The 25,263-nt window shown below is 63.8% G+C and carries 19 protein-coding genes; 15 read left to right on the top strand and 4 right to left on the bottom strand.

Annotation, left to right across the window (positions count from 1 at the left end; all coding sequences use genetic code 11):
* Window positions 1–32 precede the first annotated feature (32 nt).
* Window positions 33–1,022, bottom strand: coding sequence for a cell division protein FtsZ (gene ftsZ / locus MIC97_RS18545; RefSeq protein WP_239801456.1), 990 nt, complete (start codon window positions 1,020–1,022; stop codon window positions 33–35).
* A 119-nt stretch (window positions 1,023–1,141) separates the two neighbouring features.
* Here ftsZ and MIC97_RS18540 point away from each other — a divergent pair, with 119 nt between their 5' ends.
* The 3 genes from MIC97_RS18540 (at window position 1,142) to MIC97_RS18530 (ending at window position 4,866) form a co-directional block, all read left to right on the top strand.
* Window positions 1,142–1,588, top strand: a complete 447-nt coding sequence (locus MIC97_RS18540; protein ID WP_239801455.1) for a hypothetical protein — start codon at window positions 1,142–1,144, stop codon at window positions 1,586–1,588.
* 261 nt (window positions 1,589–1,849) lie between these two features.
* Window positions 1,850–3,421 carry a Re/Si-specific NAD(P)(+) transhydrogenase subunit alpha gene (locus MIC97_RS18535; protein WP_239801454.1) on the top strand — a complete coding sequence of 524 codons (1,572 nt, stop codon included), beginning with the start codon at window positions 1,850–1,852 and terminating at the stop codon, window positions 3,419–3,421.
* 11 nt (window positions 3,422–3,432) lie between these two features.
* Window positions 3,433–4,866 (top strand): NAD(P)(+) transhydrogenase (Re/Si-specific) subunit beta, encoded by a 1,434-nt coding sequence (locus MIC97_RS18530; protein WP_239801453.1) that lies wholly within the window; start codon window positions 3,433–3,435, stop codon window positions 4,864–4,866.
* 365 nt (window positions 4,867–5,231) lie between these two features.
* Here the strand turns inward: MIC97_RS18530 and MIC97_RS18525 are convergent, their stop codons facing one another.
* The 3 genes from MIC97_RS18525 to MIC97_RS18515 are packed head-to-tail and all read right to left on the bottom strand — an operon-like array spanning window position 5,232 to window position 8,881.
* The gene (locus MIC97_RS18525) at window positions 5,232–6,014 is read right to left on the bottom strand and encodes a gamma-glutamyl-gamma-aminobutyrate hydrolase family protein (RefSeq protein WP_239801452.1); all 783 of its coding nucleotides are present in this window, start codon (window positions 6,012–6,014) and stop codon (window positions 5,232–5,234) included.
* On the bottom strand, window positions 6,014–7,375 hold the full coding sequence (locus MIC97_RS18520) for a glutamine synthetase family protein (RefSeq protein ID WP_239801451.1): 1,362 nt from the start codon (window positions 7,373–7,375) through the stop codon (window positions 6,014–6,016). The genes MIC97_RS18525 and MIC97_RS18520 overlap by 1 nt, the downstream gene beginning before the upstream one ends.
* 15 nt (window positions 7,376–7,390) lie before the next feature.
* Window positions 7,391–8,881: an aldehyde dehydrogenase gene (locus MIC97_RS18515; RefSeq protein WP_239801450.1), complete on the bottom strand. Its 1,491-nt coding sequence runs from the start codon at window positions 8,879–8,881 to the stop codon at window positions 7,391–7,393.
* A gap of 291 nt (window positions 8,882–9,172) precedes the next feature.
* Here MIC97_RS18515 and MIC97_RS18510 point away from each other — a divergent pair, with 291 nt between their 5' ends.
* From MIC97_RS18510 to ade, 12 genes are all read left to right on the top strand, one after another.
* The gene (locus MIC97_RS18510; protein ID WP_239801449.1) at window positions 9,173–11,107 is read left to right on the top strand and encodes an MOSC N-terminal beta barrel domain-containing protein; all 1,935 of its coding nucleotides are present in this window, start codon (window positions 9,173–9,175) and stop codon (window positions 11,105–11,107) included.
* Window positions 11,108–11,424: 317 nt separating this feature from the next.
* Complete coding sequence (locus tag MIC97_RS18505) at window positions 11,425–12,414, top strand: 3-hydroxyacyl-CoA dehydrogenase NAD-binding domain-containing protein (RefSeq protein ID WP_239801448.1); 990 nt, start codon at window positions 11,425–11,427, stop codon at window positions 12,412–12,414.
* Window positions 12,411–13,193 (top strand): 3-keto-5-aminohexanoate cleavage protein, encoded by a 783-nt coding sequence (locus MIC97_RS18500; RefSeq protein ID WP_239801447.1) that lies wholly within the window; start codon window positions 12,411–12,413, stop codon window positions 13,191–13,193. The genes MIC97_RS18505 and MIC97_RS18500 overlap by 4 nt, the downstream gene beginning before the upstream one ends.
* Before the next feature lie 6 nt (window positions 13,194–13,199).
* Window positions 13,200–14,099, top strand: a complete 900-nt coding sequence (locus tag MIC97_RS18495) for a siderophore-interacting protein (protein WP_239801446.1) — start codon at window positions 13,200–13,202, stop codon at window positions 14,097–14,099.
* A gap of 154 nt (window positions 14,100–14,253) precedes the next feature.
* The gene (locus MIC97_RS18490; protein ID WP_239801445.1) at window positions 14,254–15,654 is read left to right on the top strand and encodes an aspartate aminotransferase family protein; all 1,401 of its coding nucleotides are present in this window, start codon (window positions 14,254–14,256) and stop codon (window positions 15,652–15,654) included.
* A gap of 176 nt (window positions 15,655–15,830) precedes the next feature.
* Complete coding sequence (locus tag MIC97_RS18485) at window positions 15,831–16,979, top strand: serine hydrolase (RefSeq protein WP_239801444.1); 1,149 nt, start codon at window positions 15,831–15,833, stop codon at window positions 16,977–16,979.
* A 60-nt stretch (window positions 16,980–17,039) separates the two neighbouring features.
* The gene (locus MIC97_RS18480; RefSeq protein WP_239801443.1) at window positions 17,040–18,668 is read left to right on the top strand and encodes an ABC transporter ATP-binding protein; all 1,629 of its coding nucleotides are present in this window, start codon (window positions 17,040–17,042) and stop codon (window positions 18,666–18,668) included.
* A 158-nt stretch (window positions 18,669–18,826) separates the two neighbouring features.
* Window positions 18,827–19,561, top strand: a complete 735-nt coding sequence (locus tag MIC97_RS18475; protein ID WP_239801442.1) for a metallophosphoesterase — start codon at window positions 18,827–18,829, stop codon at window positions 19,559–19,561.
* Window positions 19,562–19,641: 80 nt separating this feature from the next.
* The gene (locus MIC97_RS18470) at window positions 19,642–20,760 is read left to right on the top strand and encodes an ABC transporter ATP-binding protein (RefSeq protein WP_239801441.1); all 1,119 of its coding nucleotides are present in this window, start codon (window positions 19,642–19,644) and stop codon (window positions 20,758–20,760) included.
* Window positions 20,754–21,713, top strand: coding sequence for an ABC transporter substrate-binding protein (locus tag MIC97_RS18465; protein ID WP_239801440.1), 960 nt, complete (start codon window positions 20,754–20,756; stop codon window positions 21,711–21,713). The genes MIC97_RS18470 and MIC97_RS18465 overlap by 7 nt, the downstream gene beginning before the upstream one ends.
* 10 nt (window positions 21,714–21,723) lie before the next feature.
* A complete protein-coding gene (locus MIC97_RS18460; RefSeq protein WP_239801439.1) occupies window positions 21,724–23,403 on the top strand; it encodes an iron ABC transporter permease in 1,680 nt (559 codons plus the stop codon).
* A gap of 148 nt (window positions 23,404–23,551) precedes the next feature.
* Complete coding sequence (gene ade, locus MIC97_RS18455; RefSeq protein WP_239801438.1) at window positions 23,552–25,261, top strand: adenine deaminase; 1,710 nt, start codon at window positions 23,552–23,554, stop codon at window positions 25,259–25,261.
* Window positions 25,262–25,263 lie beyond the last annotated feature (2 nt).

Here is a 25,263-nt window from a genome sequence, read left to right as displayed (position 1 = left end):
GGGTGCCGCTTGCCGCTGGCAGGCGGACGCGATTATCCGGCAATTTCGATGGCCGGTGACTGCTGTCGCAACCCCGTGGCAACCACCGAAACCCTGAACCTGCCCTGCAGGGCCTGGTCGAAGATGGCGCCAACGATAATGTCGGCATCGGCATCGACTTCCTCGCGGATACGGGTTGCTGCCTCATCCACCTCGAACAGCGTCATGTCCTGGCCGCCGGAGATCGAGACCAGCACACCCTTCGCGCCGCCCATCGACGCTTCGTCGAGAAGCGGATTGGCGATTGCCGCCTCTGCCGCCTTCTTTGCCCGGCCTTCGCCTGTCGCCTCGCCGGTGCCCATCATCGCGCGTCCCATGTCGCGCATCACCGATCGCACATCGGCGAAGTCGAGATTGATGAGCCCCTCCTTCACGATCAGGTCGGTGATGCAGCTGACGCCCGAATAGAGCACGCGATCCGCCATGATGAAGGCATCGCCGAAGGTCGTTTTCGCATCGGCGATGCGAAACAGGTTCTGGTTTGGAATGACGATGACCGTGTCGGCGCATTCGCGCAGGCGTTCGATGCCGCGCTCCGCAGCCTGCATCCGGCGCGTACCTTCGAAGACAAAGGGCTTGGTGACAACGGCAACGGTGAGAATGCCTGCCTTGCGGGCGGCATCGGCGATGAGGGGAGCCGCCCCGGTGCCGGTGCCGCCGCCCATTCCGGCAGTGACGAAGCACATATGCGTGCCGGCAAGAAGCTCCATGACTTCGCCCAGCGTTTCCTCGGCGGCTGCGTAGCCGATTTCAGGCAGGGAGCCGGCGCCAAGGCCTTCGGTGGTCATGGCTCCAAGCTGGATGCGCTGCGATGCCTTCGACATGGCGAGGGCCTGCGCATCTGTGTTGGCGGCGATGAAGTTTACGCCTTCCAGCTGTTCGGTGATCATGTTGTTGACGGCGTTACCGCCGCCGCCGCCGACCCCGATCACAGCGATTTTGGGCTTGAGTTCAACGATGTTCGGTCTGGTACTCATGTCCATACTCCAGAATACGGAAGGTCAGGTCGTCCGGCGACGCGGCGACATGTGAATCACGACTCTATCCGTATCGTTCCCAATAAGGGACTTATTTAAGTCATTGGCGGGAAAGGGCAGAGAGAATGGCGTGGCGGCATGGCGACGACAGCGCGCCGGACCGGTCGTTTTCCTTCCTGAATTCAGCAGGGCTGCCCGTTGTTTTCCACCTCCTGCTGCGAAAATCCGGCTTCGCTGCCGAAATGCACATGAGGCGTGAAGGCCGTATTCCTGCCGGCCCGGCGTTCACCGTTCCAAAGAAAAACTCAAAGCGATCTGGTGCAGAACTCAGTTTGAAGCTGGCACAGGGATTGGCGCTGAAAATAAATGGACTGATGAGCTTGCGGCAACATCTCAGATGGCCGGAAAAAGATCCTGCCCGGTTGTCCTGCAAGCGGCGTTCTTTCGGCGTCCGTAATCTGAAAATTCGGAAATCATCCGATATCTACATGAAATCACTATGGAAATCAGATGGCTGTGGCGTGCATGAGTGCGGCCTTGGCTTTGCCGGAATGACGAAACCGGAACGCTGACCTGTCTCGCATCCCGTTGGCCGTGATGGCACAAATTCCATCAGACTCGATATGCGTATTGCACTGCACGCCGTTGAGAAATTCGGTTCCGGCAATGATTCATTGTCAGGATGATGTTGTCATTGTCAGAAAAATCGCGCAACTGAGTGGCCGCCTGGTAGCTGGCATGGTTCAGAAACTGCCCGATCAGTTTCTCGGAACCTTGCAGTACGGCTCCAGACGAGCGCCAATGGGATAAAGCGTGTTGCAGGGGAGATAAACTTGAAGATCGGAGCATTAAGGGAAACTGCTGACGGTGAAAGCCGGGTGGCGTTGACGCCGGACTCGGCGCGGCATCTGCAGAAACTCGGTCATGAGTGTCTGGTTGAAGCCGGAGCCGGCGAGAAAGCCGGCATTACCGATGAAGCCTACGCCGAAGCGGGCGTCACGGTACTTGCCGATGCCAAAGCCGTAACCAAAGCGTCCGATCTGCTTGTCAAGGTCCGGGGTCCGGAAGCTGACGAGCTTGAGCGGATGCGTGAAGGGCAGACGCTCATCTCGTTCTTCTGGCCCGGCCAGAATCCCGAGCTTCTGGAACAGGCGAAGCGCAAGGGCGTCACGGTCGTCGCCATGGATATGGTGCCGCGCATCAGCCGTGCCCAGAAGATGGATGCCCTGTCTTCCATGGCCAATCTGGCCGGCTACCGTGCCGTCATCGAAGCCGCCAACAATTTCGGCCGCTTCTTCACCGGACAGGTGACGGCGGCTGGCAAGATTCCCCCCGCCCGGGTTCTGGTGGTAGGTGCCGGCGTGGCCGGTCTGGCCGCCATCGGCGCCAGCATCAGCCTTGGCGCCATCACCTATGCCTTCGACGTTCGTCCCGAAGTGGCCGAGCAGATCGAAAGCATGGGCGCGGAATTCGTGTTCCTCGATTTCGAGCCGGCGCAGGATGGCTCGGCCACCGGCGGTTACGCCGCCCCGTCTTCTCCCGAGTTCCACGCCAAGCAGCTTGCCAAGTTCCGTGAACTGGCGCCTCAGGTCGACATCGTCATCACCACGGCCCTCATTCCCGGGCGCCCGGCACCCAAGCTGTGGACCGAGGACATGGTCAGGGCGATGAAGCGCGGCTCGGTGGTCGTGGATCTGGCGGCCGAGCGTGGCGGCAATTGCGATCTGACGGTGCCGGATGAGCGCATCGTGACCGACAATGGCGTGACCATCATCGGCTACACCGATTTTCCGAGCCGCATGGCCGCACAGGCGTCCAGCCTCTACTCCAACAACATTCGCCACATGCTGAGCGATCTGACGCCCCAGAAAGATGGCGTCATCGTTCACGACATGGAAGACGATGTGATCCGCGGCTCGACGGTTGCGCATAAGGGCGAGATCACCTGGCCGCCCCCGCCGCCCAAGGTCAGGGCCATCGCGGCCGCCAAACCAAGGGAGAAGCCGAAAGAGCTGACCGCCGAGGAGAGGCGGGCTCAGGAAGCGGCTGCCTTCAAGGCCCAGACCCGCAATCAGGTGGCCTTGCTCACCACAGGCGGCGTTCTTTTGCTGCTGGCCGGCTATTTCGCCCCCGCCAGCTTCATGTCGCACTTCATCGTCTTCGTGCTGGCCTGTTTCGTCGGCTTCCAGGTCATCTGGAATGTCAGCCACAGCCTGCACACGCCCCTGATGGCGATCACCAACGCCATTTCCTCAATCATCATTCTGGGCGCGCTGCTTCAGATTGGTTCCGGCAGCTGGCTGGTGATCGTGCTGGCCGCACTCTCCGTGCTGATGGCAGGCGTGAATATTTTCGGCGGCTTCCTCGTCACCCGGCGCATGCTCGCCATGTTCCAGAAGTCGTAAGGGAGAGGGTTATGGAAATCGGTTTCACAACCGCCGCCTATATCGTCGCGGCAGTCCTGTTCATCCTCTCTCTCGGTGGCCTGTCGGGTCAGGAAAGCGCCAAACGCGCCGTCTGGTACGGCATCGTCGGCATGGCGCTGGCGGTCATAGCCACGCTCGTGGGTGCCGGTTCGGGCCTCTGGCAGCTTTCGCTGGCTGTGCTCATCGTCGGGGGCGCCGCCGGCTGGATCGTCGCCCAGCGGGTGCAGATGACCGAAATGCCGCAGCTTGTGGCCGCCATGCATTCGCTGGTGGGTCTGGCTGCCGTGTTCATCGGCTTCAACACCCATATCGAGATGACGGGCGTGGCAGCGATGGCGGCGGACGCACGCCTTGCCCTGACCGGCTTCGCCGCCGGCATCGCGCATAAAACCCCCGCCGAAATCTCCATCCTGCGGGTGGAAACCTTCCTCGGCGTATTCATCGGCGCGGTGACCTTCACCGGGTCGGTGATCGCCTTCGGCAAGCTGGCGGGCAAGGTGGACGGCAAGGCAAAGAAGCTGCCCGGCGGTCACATCCTCAATGCGAGCGCCGCGCTCATCTCGCTGGTGCTGCTCGTCGTCTACCTGAACACAGCCAGCACCGCTGCGCTGGCTGTGATGACGGTGGCGGCGCTGTTCATCGGCTATCACCTGATCATGGGCATCGGCGGCGCCGATATGCCGGTCGTCGTGTCGATGCTGAACAGCTATTCGGGCTGGGCAGCGGCAGCGATCGGTTTCTCGCTGTCGAACGATCTGCTGATCGTGACCGGTGCGCTGGTCGGCTCGTCTGGCGCGATCCTGTCCTACATCATGTGCAAGGCGATGAACCGTTCCTTCGTTTCCGTCATCCTTGGCGGGTTCGGCACGACGACAGGCCCTGCCATGGAAATCGAAGGCGAGCAGATCGCCATCGACGTCGATGGTGTGGCGGCGACGCTGAACGAGGCCGACAGTGTCATCATCGTGCCCGGCTATGGCATGGCGGTGGCGCAGGCCCAGCAGTCCGTCTCCGAGCTGACCCGCAAGCTGCGGGCTGCCGGCAAGAATGTGCGCTTCGCCATTCATCCGGTCGCCGGGCGGTTGCCGGGCCACATGAACGTGCTGCTGGCCGAGGCGAAGGTGCCTTATGACATCGTTCTGGAAATGGACGAGATCAACGAGGACTTCCCGGAAACGGACGTTGCGATCGTCATCGGCTCCAACGACATCGTCAATCCGGCCGCGCAGGAAGACCCCAACAGTCCGATTGCCGGAATGCCGGTGCTTGAAGTGTGGAAGGCCAAGCAGGTTTTCGTGTCGAAGCGCGGTCAGGGAACCGGCTATTCCGGCATCGAAAATCCGCTCTTCTACAAAGAGAACACCCGCATGTTCTATGGCGACGCCAAGAAGAGCCTCGACCAGCTCCTGCCGCTGATCGGCTGAGAACCGGCTCCGTAAGATTGCTCCCGGCAAGGATATGCTTGCCGGGAGCATGAAGTTCAAAGCCTGACCGGGCAGGTGGGGCTTTTGCAAGCCTTCGGAAATATCCCGTCCACTTCTTCTGACGCGAGCCGGCAACGCATTTGCGTGTGATCCTGACGATGGGATGCTGTGACCGCGCGAAATCATGACCGGCTTACTGGTCGTGAATGACGAGTTCCCGAACACCAGTCTCTAAGACCACCAGTTCATCAGGGCCAATCGACAAAGACGCTGTCAATGTCGATGGAGGAACGGCGCGATCGCCCGGCGCCGATCATGAAGCAGCTACGAAAAACGACCTCGCTCACGGATGCCGTGATTTCAGATCACGCCTTTGCCTGAATGGCTTCCTGTTCCGGGAAGCGTCGCGCGGCATGGGCGCGCACGTCGTCGCCGAACGCGCGAAACAGCTTTTGCGACACCGGGTCGTTTTCGGCTGCGAATTCGGGATGCCATTGCACGCCCATGGCGAAGCTGCGTGCATCCTGTACCGATACGGCCTCGGCAATGCCGTCCCCGGCGGCCGCTTCCACAACGATGCCGCTGCCGGGCCGCGCGATCGCCTGCCGGTGAAGCGAGTTGACCATCACGGGCTCATCGCCGATCAGCCCCGCCAGATGCGAGCCGGGGGCTGCCCGGATGCTGTGTTTCACCGCAAAGCGCTCCGCGCGATCCGGCGACTGCGGCGCGCGGTGGTCGAGATTGCCGTCGATGGACTGGATTTCCGTCTGCAGCGTGCCACCGCGCGCGACGTTCAGCTCCTGCAGGCCGCGGCAGATCGCCAGCAGCGGCAAGCCGCGCTTCAGGGCAAGCTCCAGCAAGGCGAAGCTGGTGGCGTCGCGGGCCGGATCGTAGGGCTCGTTGGCGGGGCTGACCTCGCCTCCGTAGAGCGTGGGATAGACATTGGAAACCGAGCCGGTGAGAAGCAGTCCGTCCACCGCGTCGACCACGGCCTCGCAGTCCAGGTCTTTTCCGAGGTTCGGCACCAGAAGCGGCGTGACGCCGGCCGCGCGCGCGGCGGCCATGACATACTGGCGCTGCGTGGCGAACCATTCGGTGCCCGCGAACTCGATGGTGTCGGTGGCGACGGCGACGCAGGGCCTTGCCATCACACCATCTCCATATAGGTTTCGAGCTCGAAGCTGCCGACCTTGCGGGCAAAGGTATCGGCTTCCTGCTGCTTGCAGGCGACGAAGGCATCGCGCAGTTCCGGAGCGAAAAGCGCCTGCATCAGTTTGCCCTGCTCGAATGCGGCGATCGCCGCCAGCCAGTCTGACGGCAGGCGCGGCAGATCGTGGGAATCGACATCCATGGCGATGGGCTGGCCGGGATCGCAGGCCTCTTCCATGCCGATCAGGGCCGAACCCAGCACGCTGGCCAGAACCAGATAGGGATTGGCATCGGCCCCGGCGACGCGGTGCTCGATGCGGCGCGCCTTGTGCGATCCGCCGGGAATGCGGATCGCCACCATCCGGTTCTCATAGCCCCATGCCACGGCGGTGGGCGCATAGGATTTGGGCCGCAGCCGGCGGTAGGAGTTGAAGTGCGGCGCGAAGATGAGCGTGCTCTGCGCCATGCCGCGCAGCAGACCGCCGACGGCGTGGCGCATGATGTCCGTTCCCTTTTCGGTGCCGTCGTCGAAGACATTGTTGCCGTCGCCGTCGAGCAGGCTGAAATGCACATGCAGGCCGCTGCCCGCCCGGTCGCCATAGGGCTTGGCCATGAAGCTGGCGATGAAGCCGTGCTTGCGGGCGATGCCGCGCACCACCCGCTTGAACAGGATGGCGTCGTCCGCCGCCTTCAGCGCGTTGGCGACGTGGTTGAGGTTGATCTCGAACTGGCCGACCCCGTTCTCGGCAATGGTGGTGTCGACGGGAATGTTCTGCGCACGGCAGGCGGCATAGACTTCCGAGATGAAGGTCTCGAACGCGTCCAGTTCGTCGATGGACAGGGCTCCATCCGCATTGAGCCTCCTGCCGTTGACCGGCGAGACCGGCCCGACGGGTTCATTGGAGGCGGCATCGAACAGATAGAATTCAAGCTCGGTGGCGACAACCGGCGTGAGGCCGCGCGCTGCATACCGCCTCTGGATTTCCGCCAGCGCCTGTCTGGGGTCTCCCGGAAAGGGCCGCCCGTCATCATAGGCGAGCGTGAGCGGGATGAGGGCCGTCGGCAGCGGTGTCCAGTCCACCGGAACGATCGGCCGGCCGGTCCAGTGGCACACCGCATCGGAATCACCGGTGCTGTAGACCAGCGGATTGCCTTCGATGTCCTCTCCCCAGATGTCCATGCCGATCAGCGAATAGGCCATCCGCATGCCGCCATCGAGCGCCTTGCGCGCCTGATCGGCGGCGATGCGCTTGCCGCGCATCACCCCGTTGAGGTCGCATATGGCGACGCGCACGCTTTCCACCTGCGGATTGTTTTCAAGCCACGCGAGCGCGGCATTCCGGCTTTCCTCAGACTGCAATCATTTCTCCCGTTGTCAGTGACGATGGCGAATCCAGGTGGTCCGCAGTGCAGTGTATTTGTCGACGGCGTGGCGCGAGAGGTCGCGCCCGTTGCCGGATTGGCGAAAGCCGCCGAAAGGGACGGCGGGATTGACGGGGTCAACGACGTTCACCGCCACCACGCCGGCCACGATGCGTTCCGAAACCCGGTGGGCGCGCGACAGGTCGTCGGTGAAGATCGAGGCGGCGAGCCCGTAGATGCTGGCATTGGCGAGGCGGACGGCCTCGTCCTCATGCTCGAACGTCGAGACAGAGAGCACTGGCCCGAAAATCTCCTCCCGCATGATCGACGCTTCCTGCCGCACGCCGGTGAAGATGGTCGGCTCTATGAAGCTGCCCGCTCCGTTCACCGTGGCCGCGCAGCCTCCGGTGGCGAGGTCGGCCTCCCGCTTTCCAGCCTCCACATAGCGCATGACGGTGGCGGCGTGCCTGGCATCGACCATGGCGCCGAGGCCGGAAGCCGGATCGAGCGGATCGCCGGGGCGGTAACGCCCGGCGCGCTGCACCAGAAGATCGGTGAGCTGGCGGGCAATCGGGGCATGAACATAGAGGCGGGAAGAGGCCGAGCACACCTGCCCCTGATTGTAGAAGATGCCGGCGGCGATCTGGTCTGCGGCATGATCGAGATCGGCGCAGTCGGAAAAGACGATTGCGGGAGATTTTCCGCCGCACTCGAGCCAGACCTGCTTCATGTTGGATTCGCCTGCATAGCGCAGGAACAGCTTGCCGACGGCGGTAGAGCCGGTGAAGGCCAGGCAATCGACATCCATGTGGCGGCCAAGCGCCTGCCCGGCGGTTTCGCCAAGCCCCGGCACAACATTGAACACGCCTGCCGGAATGCCGGCCTCAAGTGCCAGCTCGCCAAGGCGCAGGGCTGTGAAGGGGGACTGCTCGGCCGGCTTCAGCACAACGCTGTTGCCGGCAACCAGTGCAGGAATGCATTTCCACACCGCCATGTTGAAGGGGAAGTTCCATGGCACCACCGCGCCGATGACCCCCAGCGGCACACGCCGCACGATGCCGAGATTGCCGGGTGGCAGCGGCGCCACCTCGTCATAGATCTTGTCGGCTTCCTCGGCATGCCACTGAAGGATGCTGATGGCGTTGGCGATGTCGTTGTCGTGGGCATCGCGCACCAGCTTGCCCATGTCGAGCGATTCCAGAACCGCCAGCCGGGGCAGTTCCGCCCGCAGCAGTTCCGCCAGTTTCAGAAGCACGGCCTTGCGCTCGGCCGGCGCGCGGTCGCGCCATATGCCCTGCTCGAAGCTGCGGCGCGCGGCGGCGACGGCAAGATCGATGTCGCGGCCGTCGCAGGCGGCCACCTCGGCCAGCACCTTGCCGGTGGCGGGGTTCACCGATGAGAAGGTTTCGCCCGACACTGCCGGCACCTTGCGGCCATCGATGATGGCGAGCGTGGGAAGGCTCACGGTCTCTGCCAACTGGTGCCAGTCGGTGCGATCGGCCATGTGAACTCCTCTCAGGCGGCAGGGATGAAACTGGATTTCAGGATATTGCGGGAAGGGCTCGTCGTTGAAAAAGCGAATTTCTTCGACCCGTCATTCCATTTTCATCCTGATACATTGTGCGATCTGCGATCGCAATATATATGTGCAGAAATTCTTGAATGACGGCGCAGGAACGGCGTGCGCGAAGCCATGGCTTCCGAAGCGGGCCGACCCCGGAGGCGGGTGCCGGACCATGCCTGAGCCGCGCAAGAGTTCTGTACGACGGCGAAATCCGCCTATACTGGATGACGAATGACAATTGCGCCCATGACCATCGCCGGCCTGACAATCTTCCCGCTGAAGTCGGCGCGGGGGATGCCGGTGCTGTCGGCGCGTGTCGGCTCCAAGGGGCTTCTCGATGACCGCTCGATGATGGTCGTCGACGAGACGGGCTGCGCCATCACTGCGCGCGCTGCTCCGCTGCTGATGCAGATCAGGGTGGTGCTGGATGGCGACGAGGTGATCCTGTTCGCGACGGGCAGGCCGCCGATCGGATTTCGCCGGGAAGAGCTGAAGCCTGCCTGCGGGCCGGTTTCCGTCTGGGGCAGCGAGGTTTCAGCCCGCGATGCCGGCGATGCGGTGGCGGACTGGCTTTGCGGGCATCTGGAGCGGCCATGCCGGCTGGTCTTGCAGGATGACCGTCATCCCCGCGCACTCGACATCGGCAGCGGCGGGGTCGTCAGCCTTGCCGATACCGCGCCGCTTCTGCTGGCCAGCACCGCGTCGCTGGAAGAGCTGAACCTCTATCTTGAGCAGCCGGTGGAAATGGACAGGTTCCGGCCGAATGTCGTGGTGGCGGGCGAGCTTCCCTTTGACGAGGACGCATGGGCCGAAATTCGCATCGGCGACATGCGCTTCGAGGTCGCCGGGGCCTGCGACCGGTGCATGATGACCACGCTCGACCCCGCCAGCGGCCAGGCGCGTAGGGATCACGAGCCGCTGAGCATGCTGGGAAAGCAGAGGCGGGGTGAAGACGGCAAGGTCTATTTCGGCCAGTTCCTGATTCCGCATTCGGCCGGCCGTATCCATCTCGGCGATGCGGTCGAGGTCCTGTCGCGCAGGAAGCCGGTAGCGCTGCTGCCGGGTTCGGCGCGGAAGGTCACGCGCCTGCCCACGGCGGCCGCGCAGGGGCTTCAGTCCGGCAGCCGGCAGGTGGAGCTTACATGCGTGGCGGTGATTGACGAGACGAACGACATGAAGACCTTCCGCTTCGTGGCGGAGCCGTCCTTCACCTATTCGCCCGGCCAGTTCATAACGCTGATGCCCGTCATCGGCGGTGAGATTGTGCGCCGCAACTATACGATCTCGTCCTCTCCCTCGCGGCCCCTGCACATGTCGGTGACCGTCAAGCGGGCGCAGGACGGTTTCGTGTCGTGCTGGCTGCATGAGAGCCTGCATGTCGGCGACCGGCTTCAGGCCTCCGGTCCGAATGGAAAATTTCATCTGGGCGCGGCCGGGGACACGAAGAAGCTGTTTCTGGTCTCGGCGGGAAGCGGCGTGACGCCGATGATCTCGATCCTGCGCACCATTGCCGATGCCAATCTCGATCGGGATGTCGTCTACCACCACAGTGCCCGAACCGCGGCCGACATGCCGTTCCGCGACGAACTGAAACTGCTCCAGCATCAGCTTGGCGAGCGGCTGCGCATTTCCTGGAATCTTTCCGCGAAAGGCGCGGACGATGCCGTTGATGCGCCGGGCATTGTGCATGCCGGCAGGTTCGACGAGACCATGGCGCAGATCGTCTGCCCTGACCTGTCCGAACGCATCGCCTTTTGCTGCGGCCCCACGGGCTTCCGCAACAAGGTGCGCGATGTGTGCACCAGCTTGCTGCCGCAACCGGCGCTGGCCTATCTGGAAGAGAGTTTCGGGGCGGACGAAAGCGCTGTCGATCTTCCCCCGATCGGGCGCTTCAGCGTTTCCTTCCAGCGGTCTGGCAAGACCGTGGAGGGCGAAGGCACCACCACGCTTCTCGCGCTGGCGCGCGGTGCCGGCGTCAAAATCCAGTCCGACTGCGAGGCCGGTATATGCGGCTCATGCCGTTGCACCGTGGTAACGGGAGACTGGCGCATCGCGGCCAATGCTGCCGACCGCGACCGGTCCGTGCTTTCGGATGAGGAAAAAGCGGCGAATGTGGTTCTTGCCTGCTCGACCTCCCCCATAGGCGATGTCGTCATTGAGCTCTGAAGACGTTGGTTCTCTGTCTGCGCAGATGTTCTGAATCAGGTGCTGTTTTGGCGAGTTCGCAAAAGAAGAGTCGTTTTGTCAGCGTTCCTATAATTCCATGATAAAAAGGTTTATTGCCGCTTTGTGTGGGCAGAATAAAAATTCATGCCTCACGCAATTGCGCGATCTGCGATCGCAATATATAGAGATATAGACGGCTTGCGGATCATGATCCGGTCATGACATTCTGCGCAGGCTGGCCAGCAGCTTCAGGGCGAGCTTCGGCCGGCGCCTTGACAGGCCGAAATGATCCGGGAGCGGGGAGGCGATCCAGACGAATGGCGAGTGTGAGTGCATATCGGGCAGGGCATGAAGTTCGCACCGTCGCGGTGGTCGGCTGCGGCCTCATTGGCGGCATGTGGGCGGCTTGCTTCCTGCATCGCGGGCTGGATGTGCGTGCATGGGACCCTGCGCCGGATGGAGAAGAGCGACTGGCGGCTTTCGTCGAAGCGGGGCTGGGTGATCTTGATGCGGTCGGCCCGTCTGGCCGTGAGCGCGGCCGGCTGATCTGGTGTGCCACGATCGCGGAGGCGGTCGAGGGCGCGGATTACGTTCAGGAAAACGCGCCGGAAAAACTGCCGCTCAAGCAGTCGCTGCTGGCCGAAATCGATGCCGCAGTTCCCGCCGATGTCGTCATCGGATCGAGCACTTCTTCTTTTCCCGCAAGCCAGTTGCAGGCCGAATGCGCCAATCCGGAGCGCGTCATCGTCGCTCATCCCTTCAATCCACCGCATCTGGTGCCGCTGGTGGAGCTGGTGGCGGGCGAGAAAGGGTCGCCGGCTGCGGTCGATGCCGCCTATGCCTTCTTCGAGGCGATCGGCAAGGTTCCGGTGCGCGTGGCGCGCGAGGCCGTCGGCCATCTCGCCAACCGCATGAGCTCGGCGCTGTGGCGCGAGGCCGTCAACATCGTGGCCGAGGGCATCGCCTCGGTTGAGGATGTGGACCGGGCGATCCGCTTCGGGCCGGGGTTGCGCTGGGCGGTCGAAGGCCCGCACATGCTCTATCATCTGGGCGGCGGCGAGGGCGGGCTTGAGGCCTATCTCGACCATCTCGGCCCTGCGCAGGAGGCAAGATGGGCGACGCTCGGCACGCCGCGCCTCGATGCGGAGACCAGGCGCAAGCTGGTCGAAGGCATGCAGGCCGAGGTTGCCGGGCGCGCAATGGGCGAGCTTACCCAGCGCCGCGACCGGCTTTTGATCGCTCTTTTGCGCCTCATGGCTGAGGACGAAGCCGGGGCCGATAAGAAAGCAGGGAAGGGCGCGCAATGACCGGCCTTCCGCTCATCATGGTGGCGCCGAACGGCGCGCGCCGCACCAAAGCCGATCATCCGGCGCTGCCGATGACTGTTTCCGAGATCGTCGAGACGGCTGAAGCCTGCTGGAAGGCGGGGGCTGACGCCATCCACGCCCATGTGCGCGACGAGACCGGCCGGCATGCGCTCGATGCTGATCTCTATCGCCAGCTCATCGGGGCGCTGGCGCAGCGCGTTCCGCAGATGGTCGTGCAGGTCTCCACCGAGGCGGTTGGCATCTATAGCGCGCCCGAGCAGATGCAGCTTGTGCGCACCTTGCAGCCGCGCGCCATTTCCGCGGCCATTCGTGAACTGGTTCCCGATGCCGCGAGCGAGGCGGAAGCCGCGCGCTTCTATGGCTGGTGCCGGCAGCAGCAGATCCACGTTCAGCACATTCTCTATGACGATGCCGATGTGGCGCGGCTGGGCGACCTGATGGCCCGGCAGGTAATCCCGGCCGGTCAGCCTTCGGTCATCTATGTGCTGGGCCGCTATTCGGCGAACCAGCAGAGCGAGCCCGGCGATCTCGATGCGTTCCTGCGCGCGGCCACGGACCTGCCGCAATCGCCCGACTGGATGGTGTGTGCCTTCGGCCGCAGCGAGACGGATTGCCTTGAGGCTGCGATGCGAGCCGGCGGCAAGGTGCGCGTGGGCTTTGAGAACAGCCTGTGGAATGCGGACGGCAACCTCGCCGCCTCCAATGAGGAGCGCGTCGCCGAAATCGCCGCCCGCGCCCATCTCCTTGGCCTTGGGTGACGGACAATGTCGGAAACGCCCTACCGCATCTTCAATGTCCGGCTGGCCGAGCGCCGGCTGCTGACGCCGAACATGGCGCGGCTGGTGTTTGCGGGTGCCGATCTGGTCGCCATGACGACGCTTGCGCCGGACCAGCGCATCAAGCTGTTCTTTCCGCGCGAGGATGGAACGCCGTCAGCCCTTCCCGTCAGCCCCGACTACCTGAAGATCTACAAGGCGCTGCCGCCGCACCAGCGCGCGCCGATGCGCACCTACACCATCCGCGCCATCGACCCGGCCCGGCAGCTTCTCACCGTCGATTTCGTCGTCCACGGCGACAACGGACCGGCCTCGTGCTGGGCGATGAGCGCAGAGCCGGGCGACCCGATCCAGACTACAGGCCCCAACAGTGCGTATGTCGGCGAGATCGGCGGTTTCGACTGGGAGCCGCCACCGGGGCTGACCGATCTGCTCATCATCGGCGACGAGACGGCGCTGCCGGCCATTGCCGGCATTCTGGAACAGATCGCCTTGTGGGAGGTCAGGCCGCGGGCGACGGTATGTGTCGAACTGCCCTGCATGGAGGATGCGCAGAAGGTGCCGTCATGGGATGGCCTCGACCTGCGCTGGCTGCCGCGCGACGCAGGCAACCACGGCTATGGCGAGCTGATGGTCGGCGCAGCACTTGCCGCGGACATTCCCGGCAGCGCCATGCGCACGGCTCCGGCGCAGCCGGAAGCGGTCGATGTCGACAAAGACACATTATGGGACCGTGCGGCGCCTGCCGCCAACAGCTTTTACGGCTGGATCGCCGGTGAAACGGCGGCCGTCAGCCGCATTCGCACGCATTTTCTGGGTGAGCTTGGCATAGACCGCAATCAGCTCACCATGATGGGCTACTGGCGTTATGGCAAAGCCCATGCATAGCCATCGCCGCTGTCCCCTCCTGTCCGGCTGTACGCTCACCCAGTCGCCCCGCACGCGGAGGGCCGAGCTTTTGCTGCTGTGCGCCCGCATCGGCTATTCGCCGCCGTCTTCCTTCGCCTCCGCATAACTGAAAACCGAGGAAGGAAGACATTACATGACTGACCAGACCATTTCGCGCGCCAATCTGCAGGCCATCGATTCCGCGCATCATCTCCACCCCTTCACCGACCACAAGGAACTGCGTGGCGCCGGCGCCCGCATGATCGTGCGTTCTGAAGGACCCTATATCTATGACAGCGAAGGCGCCGAGATCCTGGACGGCATGGCCGGCCTGTGGTGCATCAATGTCGGCTATGGCCGCGAGGAACTGGCCCGCGTCGCCTATGACCAGATGAAGGAACTGCCGTTCTACAACTCCTTCTTCCGCTGCACGACGCCGACACCGGTGCTGCTGGCGGGCAAGCTGGCGGAACTGGCGCCCGACAACGTCAATCAGGTGTTCTATGGCTCGTCCGGTTCGGAAGCCAACGACACGGCTCTCAAGCTGGTGCGCCATTACTGGGCGCTGGAAGGCAAGCCCTCGAAGCGCATCGTGATTTCGCGCAAGACCGGCTATCACGGCTCCTCCATCGCCGGCGCTTCGCTGTCCGGCATGGACGGCATGCACAGCCAGCTTTACGGCGCGGTGCCGGGCATCGTCCATGTCATGCCGCCCTATTCGTTCGAGCTTGCCTTGCCGGGCGAGAGCGAGCACGATTTCGGCCTGCGGGCGGCACGTGCCGTCGAAGACGCGATCCTTGAGGCGGGCGCTGAAAACGTCGCCGCTTTCATTGGCGAGCCGGTGCTGGGCGCCGGCGGCGTGAAGATCCCGCCGGCCAGCTACTGGCCGGAAATCCAGCGCATCTGCGACAAGTACGACGTGCTTTTGATGATCGACGAGGTCATCACCGGCTATGGCCGCACCGGTGAATGGTTTGCCTGCAAGACCTTCAACATCAAGCCCGACACCATCACCACGGCCAAGGCGCTGACCTCCGGTTACCAGCCGCTGTCGGCGCTGCTGGTCGGCGACCGGATCGCGTCCACCCTGATCGAGAAGGGCGGCGAGTTCTATCACGGCTATACCTATTCGGGGCATCCGGTGGCCTGCGCCGTGGCGCTGAAGAATCTGGAGATCATCGAGAAGGAAGGCCTGATCGAGCGCGTGCGCGAGGACACCGGGCCATACCTCGCCAGGGCGCTGGCCGAGCGCATCGGCACCCATCCGATCGTCGGCGAAACTCGTGCCATCGGCCTGATGGCGGCCATCGAGATCGTCAAGGACAAGGGCGACCGCAGCCGCTTCAAGGGCAAGCATGCGGGCGACAAGGTGCGTGACCTGTCCATCGACAACGGCTTCATGGTGCGCGCGGTCGGCGATACGATCATCATGTCGCCGCCGCTGATCTGGACCCGCGAGAACATCGACGTGGCCTGCGACAGGCTGCTGAAAGCGCTCGATGCGGCGGAAATCGAACTGCGCCGTCTCGAAGCGGAAAGCCCGGCCAGCGAATGATGGGAAGACGGGCCGCAGCCAAGCCGCGGCCCCGCATGCCCGGCCGCACCATGCTTGGCATCGTACAGCCGCCGGCAGACATGGTGCGGCTGCTTCCGCACAGCTTATTATCTGCTTGATACGCGATCGCAGATCGCACACACTCATTGCCATATCCTCGAAACCAGAGGCTTTATATGACTGCCGAACTCCCCTTCACCCGTGCCGACATCAATCTCGGCAACTGGCGCGAGCGTCCCTATTCCATGTCGACGTTCCAGAACGTCGCGGAATATGTTCCCTCCGCCCAGATCATCAGCGCCCGCATTGCCGAGACGCCGGTCCGGCCATTCGGTCATTTCGCGGACATTCCCGTTTCCAACGTGGCGGGAAATACGCTGCGGCTGGAGGATTTTCTGGAGGAAAGCCACAGCGATGCGCTGGTGGTGATGCGCAGGGGCGAGGTCATCGCGGAATGGTACGCGCCTTATGTCGACCCGGCGCGCGCCCATATCGTGTTCTCGATCTCCAAATCGTTCACGGGCATGCTTGCCGGCGTTCTGGAAGCAGAGGGCAAACTCTCCTTCGACCAGATGGTGACGGACTTCATCCCCGATGCCGTCGGTTCAGCCTACGAGGGGCTGACGGTTCGTGACCTCTTCAACATGACGGTGGCGCTCGATTTCGACGAGCTTTATCTGGACGAGGACGGCAGTTTCGACCGCTATCGCCGGGCCATGCTGTGGAAGCCGCAGCGCGCCGGTGATCCGACCACGAATTTGCGTGATTTCCTGTGCTCGCTGCCGCGTGCCACTCACCCACACGGCACCCTTCATCGCTATCGCTCGCCGAATTCCGACATGGCCGGTCTGGTGGTCGAGGCTGCCTCCGGCATGCGCTTCGCGGACCTTCTGAGCACGCGCGTATGGCAGCCGATGGGTGCGCATACGGATGGCTTCATTACCGTCGACAGCGCCGGCAATCCGCGCACTTCGGGCGGCATTTCCGTTACCGCGCGCGATCTTGCCCGTCTTGGCGAGTTGCTGCGCGTCGGCGGGCGCGGCGTGCTGCCTGCGGAGTTCGTGGAACGGCTGTGGACCGGCGGCGACCGCGCCATCTGGGCGGCAGGCGACCAGTGCTTCCTCTATCCGGGCGGCAGCTATCTGGCCTACTGGTACGAGACGGGCACCGGCGCGCTGGCCGCCATGGGCATTTTCGGCCAGTTCCTGTGGATCGACCGCGCCTCGGAAACCGTCGTCGTGCGCCAGGCTTCGGAGCCGCTGCCGATCAGCGACGATCTCGACCAGAAAACCATTGCCGCGCTGAAGGCAATCTGCGCAGCCTGAGAACGCGCACCAGCCAGAAAGGGAGGCCGGAAAATTCGCACGCAAACGGGAGTGGAAGCGGTGACAGCGGGGACGGTGCCGGCCATTGCGGCCAGCAAACTTTCAATCAGCGTCGGAACAGAGGGCGCGCTGGTGGTCGATGATGTCGACTTTTCCATCGAGCCCGGCGGCATGCTGGCGCTGGTGGGCGAGTCCGGATCGGGCAAGACCATGGCCGCGCGCGCCATACTGGGGCTTCTGCCCCATCCGCTCACCGTGGTGCCGGGCAGCAGCATCCGCTTTCAGGGAACCGAACTGATCGGCCTTGGCGCGCGGGAACTGCGGGCCGTGCGCGGCGCGCAGATCGGCATGGTCTTTCAGGAGCCGATGGTCTCGCTGAATCCCTCCATGACCATCGGCGAGCAGATGGCCGAGGGTCTGCGGCTGCATCGCAATCTCGGCAAGGCCGAGATCCGGGACATGTCGCTGGCCATGCTGGAACGTATCCGCATCCAGAACCCCGATCGCTGCCTGAACGCCTATCCGAACGAGTTTTCCGGCGGCATGCGCCAGCGCATCATGCTGGCTTCGGTCATGCTTCTGAAGCCGAAGCTGCTGATCGCCGACGAGCCCACCACGGCGCTCGACACGCTGGTGCAGCGCGACGTGCTCGACCTGATGGTGGAGCTCACGCAGGAGAACGGCACCGCCGTCCTGCTCATCAGCCATGACCTTGGCATGGTGTCGCATTATGTGCGTGATGTCGTGGTGATGCATCGCGGCAGGATGGTCGAGGTGGGGCGCAGCGCCGATGTTCTGAAGGCGCCCGCGCATGATTATACGCGCCGTCTCGTCGATGCCCTGCCGCGCCGGCCGGCCATTGCCAGACCCGCCGTGGACAAGCCCGAGACCATCCTTGAGGTGGACAACATCGTCGTCGAGTATCCCGGCCGCCAGACGCTGCTTCAGAAACGCGAGGCCAAGCGCGCCGTGGACGGCATCACGCTGACCGTGGCGCGGGGCGAGACGCTGGCGCTGGTCGGCGCTTCGGGGTCGGGCAAGACCACGCTCGGCCGCACCATCGTCGGCCTGCAGGCCCCGACCGACGGTCGGATGCGCTTTCGCGGCGTGGAGATCGACTATGCCCGCAGCGACAAGGCAAAAGCCCAGCGCAGGGACATCCAGATCATCTTCCAGGATCCCTATTCGTCGCTCGATCCGCGCCAGACGATCGCCGGGATCATCGGCGAGCCGCTGCTGCTCGAACCGGGCATGACCAAAGCGAAGATCGAGGAACGGGTGCGCGAGGTGATGACGGAGGTTGGCCTTCCGCACGAGTTCACGACGCGGCTGCCGCATCAGCTGTCGGGCGGGCAGCGCCAGCGCGTGGCGATTGCCCGCGCCATCGTGCGCGATCCTGCCTTCGTGGTGGCTGACGAGCCGGTGTCGGCGCTGGATATGACGGTGCAGAAGCAGATACTGGAGCTGATCCGCAAGCTCCAGGAAAAGCGCGGTTTCGCCTGCCTGTTCGTGTCCCATGATCTCGGTGCCGTCGAGCAAGTGGCCGATCGCGTGGCGGTGATGGAAAATGGCCGCATTGTCGAGATCGGCGACCGCGACGAGGTGTTCGACCGTCCGAAGCACCCCTACACGAAGCGGCTTCTGGAGGCAGCCATGCTGCTTGACCGCAAATTCGAGGGCGCCGCATAAGGCTTTTTCTCCGGAGCCGGCACGCCACAGATCACCGTGCGCTTCTTCGCATGCACAAAGGAATCTAATTGTTGAGAATGCATCGGACCGAAAACCGGATTTCCCTTTTCGGCCCGATGCTCTAACAGCCATTCCGTCTGGCAGGCGGAGTGGTGCTTATGGTTGCGGAACGCATCTACGCGATTGGCGATGTGCATGGTCGCGCAGACCTTTTGCGCGCGCTGCTCGCCCATATCGGCGGGGAAGCTCCCGACGGGACGGTGATATTCCTTGGCGATCTGATCGACCGGGGGCCGGACAGCTGCGACGTCCTTGATCTTGTCGCGTCGCATTTGCGTGGGAACCCGGCCTCGCGCCTGCTGCTTGGCAATCATGACTGGTTCCTGAGGGAATTCCTGCAAGGGTCGCTCGATGCATCGGGCCTTGAATTGTGGGCGGATCGCTATGGTGCGGCGGGTGCCCTGCGTTCCTATGGCATTGCCGATCCGGTGAGCGACTGGCAGGCGGCGCGCCGGGCTGTTCTGGAAAGGCATCCCGGCCATCTGCAACTTCTGGCGGGCGCGGAATATTGCGTCGTCAAAGGCGATCTGTGTTTCGTGCATGCCGGTCTTCGCCCCGGCGTGCCGCTGTCACAGCAGTCGCCAGCCGACATGATGTGGATCAAGGATGCCTTCCTCGACCATCGCGAACCGTTCCGGCATCTGGTCGTGCATGGTCATTCGCCGACGCCGTCGGGCCTGCCGGAAGTCCATTCCAATCGCATCGCGCTCGACACGCATGCCTTCAGATCCGGGCATCTGAGCGCGGCTGCCTTCGATGATGGGGCGCTGTCGCATTTCCTGCGCACGACCGTTACCCCCGATGGCGCTGTCGGCATCGAGCGCCTTGGCTGAAACCGGCCTCCGGCGCTGTCATCGAACTGTTATGAAGGCGGCATATTGCACGCGCAGTTCCTGCAGCGAAGCCTTTGCGTATGACAAACCCAATCGATCTGCCCGTAAGCGCCGTTTCCGCGCGTGGCCTTGCGCTGCACTACGGGGAGAGCATCATCCTCAGGAGCATCGATCTTTCGCTGGCCAGGGGCCGCACGCTGGCGCTGCTCGGGCCTTCGGGTTGCGGCAAGACCACGCTTCTGCGGCTCGTCGCCGGGCTTTTGCAGCCGACGAAAGGCGCGGTCAGCATAGCGGGGCAGGTTGTGGCGGATGCCGGCACCGGGGTCTTCGCACCGCCCGAACGGCGCAATCTCGGCATGGTGTTTCAGGACTATGCGCTGTGGCCGCATCTGACGGTGGGCGGCAATGTTTCCTTTCCGCTGGAAATGCGCGGCATCGGCAGGGCCGAGCGCAATGAGCGGACCCTGCGCGCTTTGCGCCGCGTCGGGCTGGAAGCCTATGCGGACCGCCGGCCGAGCGACCTTTCCGGCGGCCAGCAGCAGCGTGTCGCCATCGCGCGCGCGATCGTCGCCGAGCCGCAGCTCATCCTCTTCGACGAGCCGCTCTCCAATCTTGATCGGGAGTTGCGCGAGAACATGGTCGGCGAACTGGCCGGCCTGATCGCCGAGCTTGATCTGACGGCGATCTATGTCACCCACGACCATGCCGAAGCGCTGACGCTGGCCGACGAGGTTGCGGTCATGCGCGCCGGCGAGATTGCCCAGCTCGCGTCGCCCGACGACCTGATTGCCCGCCCAGCGACCCCCGAAGTGGCCGATTTCCTGCGCCTTGGCGGAACGGTGAATGTCGTGTGGCGTGACGGACATTGGTTCGTTGGTGACAGCGGCCATGCGCTGGTCAGCGATGCCACGCAGCCGCTGCAAGGTGAAGCGCAGGTGCTGGTGCCTCTCGACGCCGTATCGGTATGCGGTACTTCGGCGGACGCCTTGCCGGCAAAGGTGCTGCGTTCGCAATTCCGCGGTGACGGCCATCTGGCCACGGTCATGCTGGCCTGCGCGCCGGGCGTGGAACTGCAGCTTCCCAGCGCCGCGCGGTTGCGGCCGGGCGAACAGATTGGACTGTCCATCGATCCCGACCGGATTCGCTGGTTCGGGCAGGGCAGCCATGGAACTCCAGAAAAGAAGGTTGCGACATGTTGAAATCGATCAAGGGGCTTGTCTTCGGCGCTGCATCGACCCTGCTTCTGGCAGGCGTCGCCCATGCCGACATCACCGTTTACACCGCCGGCCCGCAGAGCCTCATCGACAAGCTGGCCGAAGGCTTCACCGCGCAGAGCGGCATCAAGGTCAATGTCTTCCAGGCCACCACCGGCAAGATCATGGCCCGCATCGAGGCCGAGGCCGCCAATCCGGCGGTCGACGTGCTGGTCTCCGCGTCGTGGGAAACGGCCACCGACTTCGCCAAGCGCGGCTGGCTCGTTTCCTACACCAGCCCCAACGCCGAAAAGGTTCCTGATTTCCTGAAGAACGAGACCGCCGTGGCGCAGGGCGTTTCCGCGCTCGGCATCGCCTGGAACACCAAGAGCGGCACGCCGAAGCCGGCCGAGTGGAGCGATCTGGCAAAGCCCGAGTTCAGGGATCTGGTGAACATTCCCGATCCCGCGCAGTCCGGCTCATCCTTCGAGCTCACAGCGGCGCTGGCCGGACAGGATGATTTCGCGTTGTTCAAAAGCCTGAAGGACAATGGCGCCATCATCGCCGGCGCCAATGCCGAAGCGCTGAACCCGGTGCTGCAGGGCGCCAAGGCCGCCGTCTTCGGCGCGGTCGACTACATCACCTTCGGCAACAAGGCCAAAGGCGAAAGCATCGACGTGATCTTCCCCGAAACCGGCACGGTCATCGCGCCGCGCCCGGTCATGATCCTGAACTGGTCGAAGAACCAGGACGAGGCGAAGAAGTTCGTGGACTACATGCTCTCCGACGAAGGCCAGAAGCTGGTCGCCGGCACCTATCTGATGCCTGCCCGCAGCGATATCCCGGCCGACCGCCCGCTGATCTCCGACCTCAAGCTGATCGACTATGACGCGGCGGCGATACAGGGCAAGCGCAAGGAAATCCTTCAGCAGATTTCCGATATTTTCGGCGCCAACTGAGCCTGATCGAATGAGTGCGAAGGATATCGGCGGCGTCGCGCCTGCCGCGTGGCTTGCCCTGAGCGGTCTGGTCGTCGTCGTTGCCGTACCCTTCGCCGCAATCGTCCTGCAGGCGATCTTTCCGGAACTGGGGGCGGGCTCCTTCGCCCGGCCCTTCTCCCTGCTTTCGCAGACGCTGGGCGACGTGCGCCTGCTGAGGATGACCGGCAACACGGTTCTTCTCGGTCTGTGCGTCGTCATGGCCTCCGCATTGCTGGCCATTCCGCTGGGAGTGGCACGCGCGCTCTACCGTATCCCCCTCGCTCCGGTGTGGGACGTGCTGCTGCTCGTTCCCTTCATGATCCCGCCTTACATCGCGACGCTCGGCTGGATCATGACGCTGCAACCGCGCGGTTATATGGAGCAGCTTTTCGGCTTCAACCTGACGCCGGTTCTGTTCTCACTTTTCGGCATGACGCTGGTCATGACCTTCAACACCTTTCCGGTCGTCTATTTCGCGGTGTCGCGCACCGTCGAGGCCATCGGCCTGCGCTATTCCGATGTCGGACGGGTGTTTGGCGCCACGCCGGCACGCGCCTTCTGGCGCATCACGCTGCCGCTTTCCGCTCCCGGTCTGGCCGCCAGCCTGCTGCTCGTTTTCGCCGCGGCAATCGAGGAATACGGCACGCCCGCAGCGCTTGGCCGCCGCGCCGGATTCGAGGTGCTCGTCACCGGCATCGACACGCGCGTCGGCGATTGGCCGATCGACCTGCCGGGGGCTGCCACGCTGTCGCTGGTGCTCGTCATTATGTCTCTCGCCGCCTTCCTGCTGCAACGCTGGATCCTGACGCGGCGCTCGTACCAGACAGTTGGCGGCAAGCCGCAGAATGCGGAAAAGCGCGAGCTTGGCCGTCTCACTGGTCCGGTGATGCTGATGTTCGGCATCGTCGCTTTCCTGTCCACCGGCGTGCCCATGCTGGCCATTCTGGGCACGGCGCTTTCGGGCACGATCTCCGGTGGGCTTGCTCTCGACAACCTGACGCTGCGCCACTTCGCCGATGTGTTCGGCAATTCGGCCGGAGCGCTCGGCGCCTTGACCAACAGCTTCACGCTCGGGCTGGCGACGGCGGTGCTGACCGGCCTGATTGGGGTGGTCGCCGCCTATGTCGTGGTCAAGACTCGCATCCGGGGCCGCGCCCTCATCGACATCATGACCGTCCTGCCCAATGCCTTGCCGGGCATCGTGGTGGCGGTCGGTCTCATTCTGGCGTGGAACATGCCGGGGCTGCCGTTCACGCCCTACAATACCGGCTTCATCCTGCTGCTGGCCTATTGCTGCATCCTGCTGCCGCAGACGGCGCGCTATGCGACGGCCGCCTTCCTCCAGATCGGCGACAATCTGGAAGCGGCGGCGCGCGTTGCGGGTGCCTCCGGCGCGGTCGCTTTCCGGCGCATCCTGCTGCCGCTCGTGTTTCCCAGCCTCGCTTCGGCCATGCTGCTTGTCTTCGCGCTCGCCTCGCGCGAACTGGTGGCTTCGATTGTCGTGGCGCCTGTCGGCATGCAGACCATCTCAACCTTCATCTGGCGTCAGTTCGAGCAGGGGTCGGTTGGGCTTGGCATGGCGATGGCCTTTGTCACCATCATCCTGACGACCCTGCTGCCGCTCCTGTTTCTCATGCTGCTGCGGCGCGGCGGGCTGGTGCGGGAATAACCGCGCCGCGCAACTCCGTAAGGGCTGCTCCTTCTGCCCACAGCACGATCCATCGCCTGCATGTCCTTGTATCACGGGGTCGATACGGGATAGGTGTCATGAAGCGCCCGCAAGGCGCTTGATGATGCACAAGCGGACGGAAACGGGCATGGCTGACAAGAGCTTTTCAATCGAGCGCGCGATCGATCAGGGCATCGGCCGCGAGCCGGCCGATCTGGTGCTGAAGGGAGGCCGTTTCTTCGATCTCGTCACCGGCGAGCTGGTGGAAGGCGACATCGCCATCTGCGGCGACCGTATCGTGGGCACCTGCGCCGAATACAGGGGTGCGCATGAGATCGATATTTCCGGCCGCATCGTCGTGCCCGGCTTCATCGACACCCATCTGCACATCGAATCCTCGCTGGTGACGCCGCATGAATTCGACCGCTGCGTGCTGCCCTGCGGCGTAACGACAGCGATCTGCGATCCGCACGAGATCGCCAATGTGCTGGGGCTGGAGGGCATCACCTATTTTCTCGACAGCGTCGCCGAAACGGTCATGGACATCCGCGTGCAGCTGTCGAGCTGCGTGCCGGCAACGCATCTGGAAACCTCCGGCGCGGAGCTGACTGTCGACGACCTTCTCCCCTTCGCCGACCATCCAAGCGTGATCGGTCTTGCCGAGTTCATGAATTTTCCGGGCGTTCTGGCCAAGGACCCCGGCTGCATGGCCAAGCTGGAGGCATTTCAGGGCCGCCACATCGATGGCCATGCGCCGCTGGTGCGCGGCTACGACCTCAATGGTTATCTGGCCGCCGAAATCCGCACCGACCACGAGACGACCTCGGCTGAAGAGGCGCTGGAAAAGCTGCGCAAGGGCATGCATGTGCTGGTGCGCGAGGGCTCTGTGTCGAAGGACCTTGCCGCGCTGATGCCGATCATCACCGAGCGCAATTCGCCTTTCATCGCTTTGTGCACCGATGACCGCAATCCGCTCGACATCGCCGATCAGGGTCACCTCGACTACATGATCCGCACCGCGATCGCGGCCGGCGTCGAGCCGCTGGCCATCTACCGCGCCGCCTCGATCTCGGCTGCCCGTGCCTTCGGGCTGAAGGATCGCGGGCTGGTGGCGCCCGGCTGGCGTGCCGATCTCGTGGTGGTCGATTCACTGGAAAGCTGCCGCGCCGAAATCGTGCTGTCGGCGGGGCGTGTCGTGAGCGACGATCTCTTCGCCGCGCGCAATCCGGTCGCCCCCGTCGGCCGTAACAGCGTCAGGGCCCGGCGTGTGGCAGCCGCGGATTTCCGCGCCCGCTCCAACAGCGGCCGCACCCGCACCATCGGCATCGTTCCGGGCCAGATCATCACCCGTGACCTCGAATTCGATCTTCCGGTCGGTGAAAACGGGGTTGGCATCGATCTCGCCAATGACGTGGTCAAGGTCGCGGTGGTCGAACGCCATGGCCGCAGCGGCAACATCGCCACCGGCTTCGTCAACGGCTTTGGGCTGAAGTCAGGCGCGATTGCGTCGACCGTCAGCCATGACAGCCACAATATCTGCATCGTCGGCTGCTCGGACGAGGACATGGCGCTGGCCGCCAACCGGCTTGGCGAAATCGAAGGCGGCTTCGTGGTGGTGCAGGATGGGAATGTTCTGGCGGAGCTTGCCCTGCCGGTTGCCGGGCTGATGAGCACAGCCAGCTATGAAACGGTGCGCGATGAGCTGAAGACGCTGCGCGCCGCTGCATTCGCGCTCGGCTCGACGCTGGAGGAGCCGTTCCTCCAGCTCGCCTTCATCGCCCTGCCGGTGATCCCGCATCTGAAGATCACCGACATGGGGCTTGTCGATGTGAACCGTTTCGAGCTGATCGGCACCTGAGC

The sequence above is a fragment of the Aquamicrobium sp. NLF2-7 genome (genome assembly GCF_022359935.1).
Lineage (GTDB): Bacteria > Pseudomonadota > Alphaproteobacteria > Rhizobiales > Rhizobiaceae > Mesorhizobium > Mesorhizobium lusatiense.
This window is presented reverse-complemented; position numbering and strand designations above follow the sequence as displayed.

Excerpts from the sequence above, each read along its gene's own strand:
- ftsZ (WP_239801456.1), bottom strand. The coding sequence starts at position 1,022 with ATGGACATGAGTACCAGACCGAACATCGTTGAACTCAAGCCCAAAATC.
- MIC97_RS18540 (WP_239801455.1), top strand. The coding sequence starts at position 1,142 with ATGGCGTGGCGGCATGGCGACGACAGCGCGCCGGACCGGTCGTTTTCC.
- MIC97_RS18530 (WP_239801453.1), top strand. The coding sequence starts at position 3,433 with ATGGAAATCGGTTTCACAACCGCCGCCTATATCGTCGCGGCAGTCCTG.
- MIC97_RS18525 (WP_239801452.1), bottom strand. The coding sequence starts at position 6,014 with ATGGCAAGGCCCTGCGTCGCCGTCGCCACCGACACCATCGAGTTCGCG.
- MIC97_RS18515 (WP_239801450.1), bottom strand. The coding sequence starts at position 8,881 with ATGGCCGATCGCACCGACTGGCACCAGTTGGCAGAGACCGTGAGCCTT.
- MIC97_RS18510 (WP_239801449.1), top strand. The coding sequence starts at position 9,173 with ATGACAATTGCGCCCATGACCATCGCCGGCCTGACAATCTTCCCGCTG.
- MIC97_RS18505 (WP_239801448.1), top strand. The coding sequence starts at position 11,425 with ATGGCGAGTGTGAGTGCATATCGGGCAGGGCATGAAGTTCGCACCGTC.
- MIC97_RS18500 (WP_239801447.1), top strand. The coding sequence starts at position 12,411 with ATGACCGGCCTTCCGCTCATCATGGTGGCGCCGAACGGCGCGCGCCGC.
- MIC97_RS18495 (WP_239801446.1), top strand. The coding sequence starts at position 13,200 with ATGTCGGAAACGCCCTACCGCATCTTCAATGTCCGGCTGGCCGAGCGC.
- MIC97_RS18490 (WP_239801445.1), top strand. The coding sequence starts at position 14,254 with ATGACTGACCAGACCATTTCGCGCGCCAATCTGCAGGCCATCGATTCC.
- MIC97_RS18485 (WP_239801444.1), top strand. The coding sequence starts at position 15,831 with ATGACTGCCGAACTCCCCTTCACCCGTGCCGACATCAATCTCGGCAAC.
- MIC97_RS18475 (WP_239801442.1), top strand. The coding sequence starts at position 18,827 with ATGGTTGCGGAACGCATCTACGCGATTGGCGATGTGCATGGTCGCGCA.
- MIC97_RS18470 (WP_239801441.1), top strand. The coding sequence starts at position 19,642 with ATGACAAACCCAATCGATCTGCCCGTAAGCGCCGTTTCCGCGCGTGGC.
- MIC97_RS18465 (WP_239801440.1), top strand. The coding sequence starts at position 20,754 with ATGTTGAAATCGATCAAGGGGCTTGTCTTCGGCGCTGCATCGACCCTG.
- MIC97_RS18460 (WP_239801439.1), top strand. The coding sequence starts at position 21,724 with ATGAGTGCGAAGGATATCGGCGGCGTCGCGCCTGCCGCGTGGCTTGCC.
- ade (WP_239801438.1), top strand. The coding sequence starts at position 23,552 with ATGGCTGACAAGAGCTTTTCAATCGAGCGCGCGATCGATCAGGGCATC.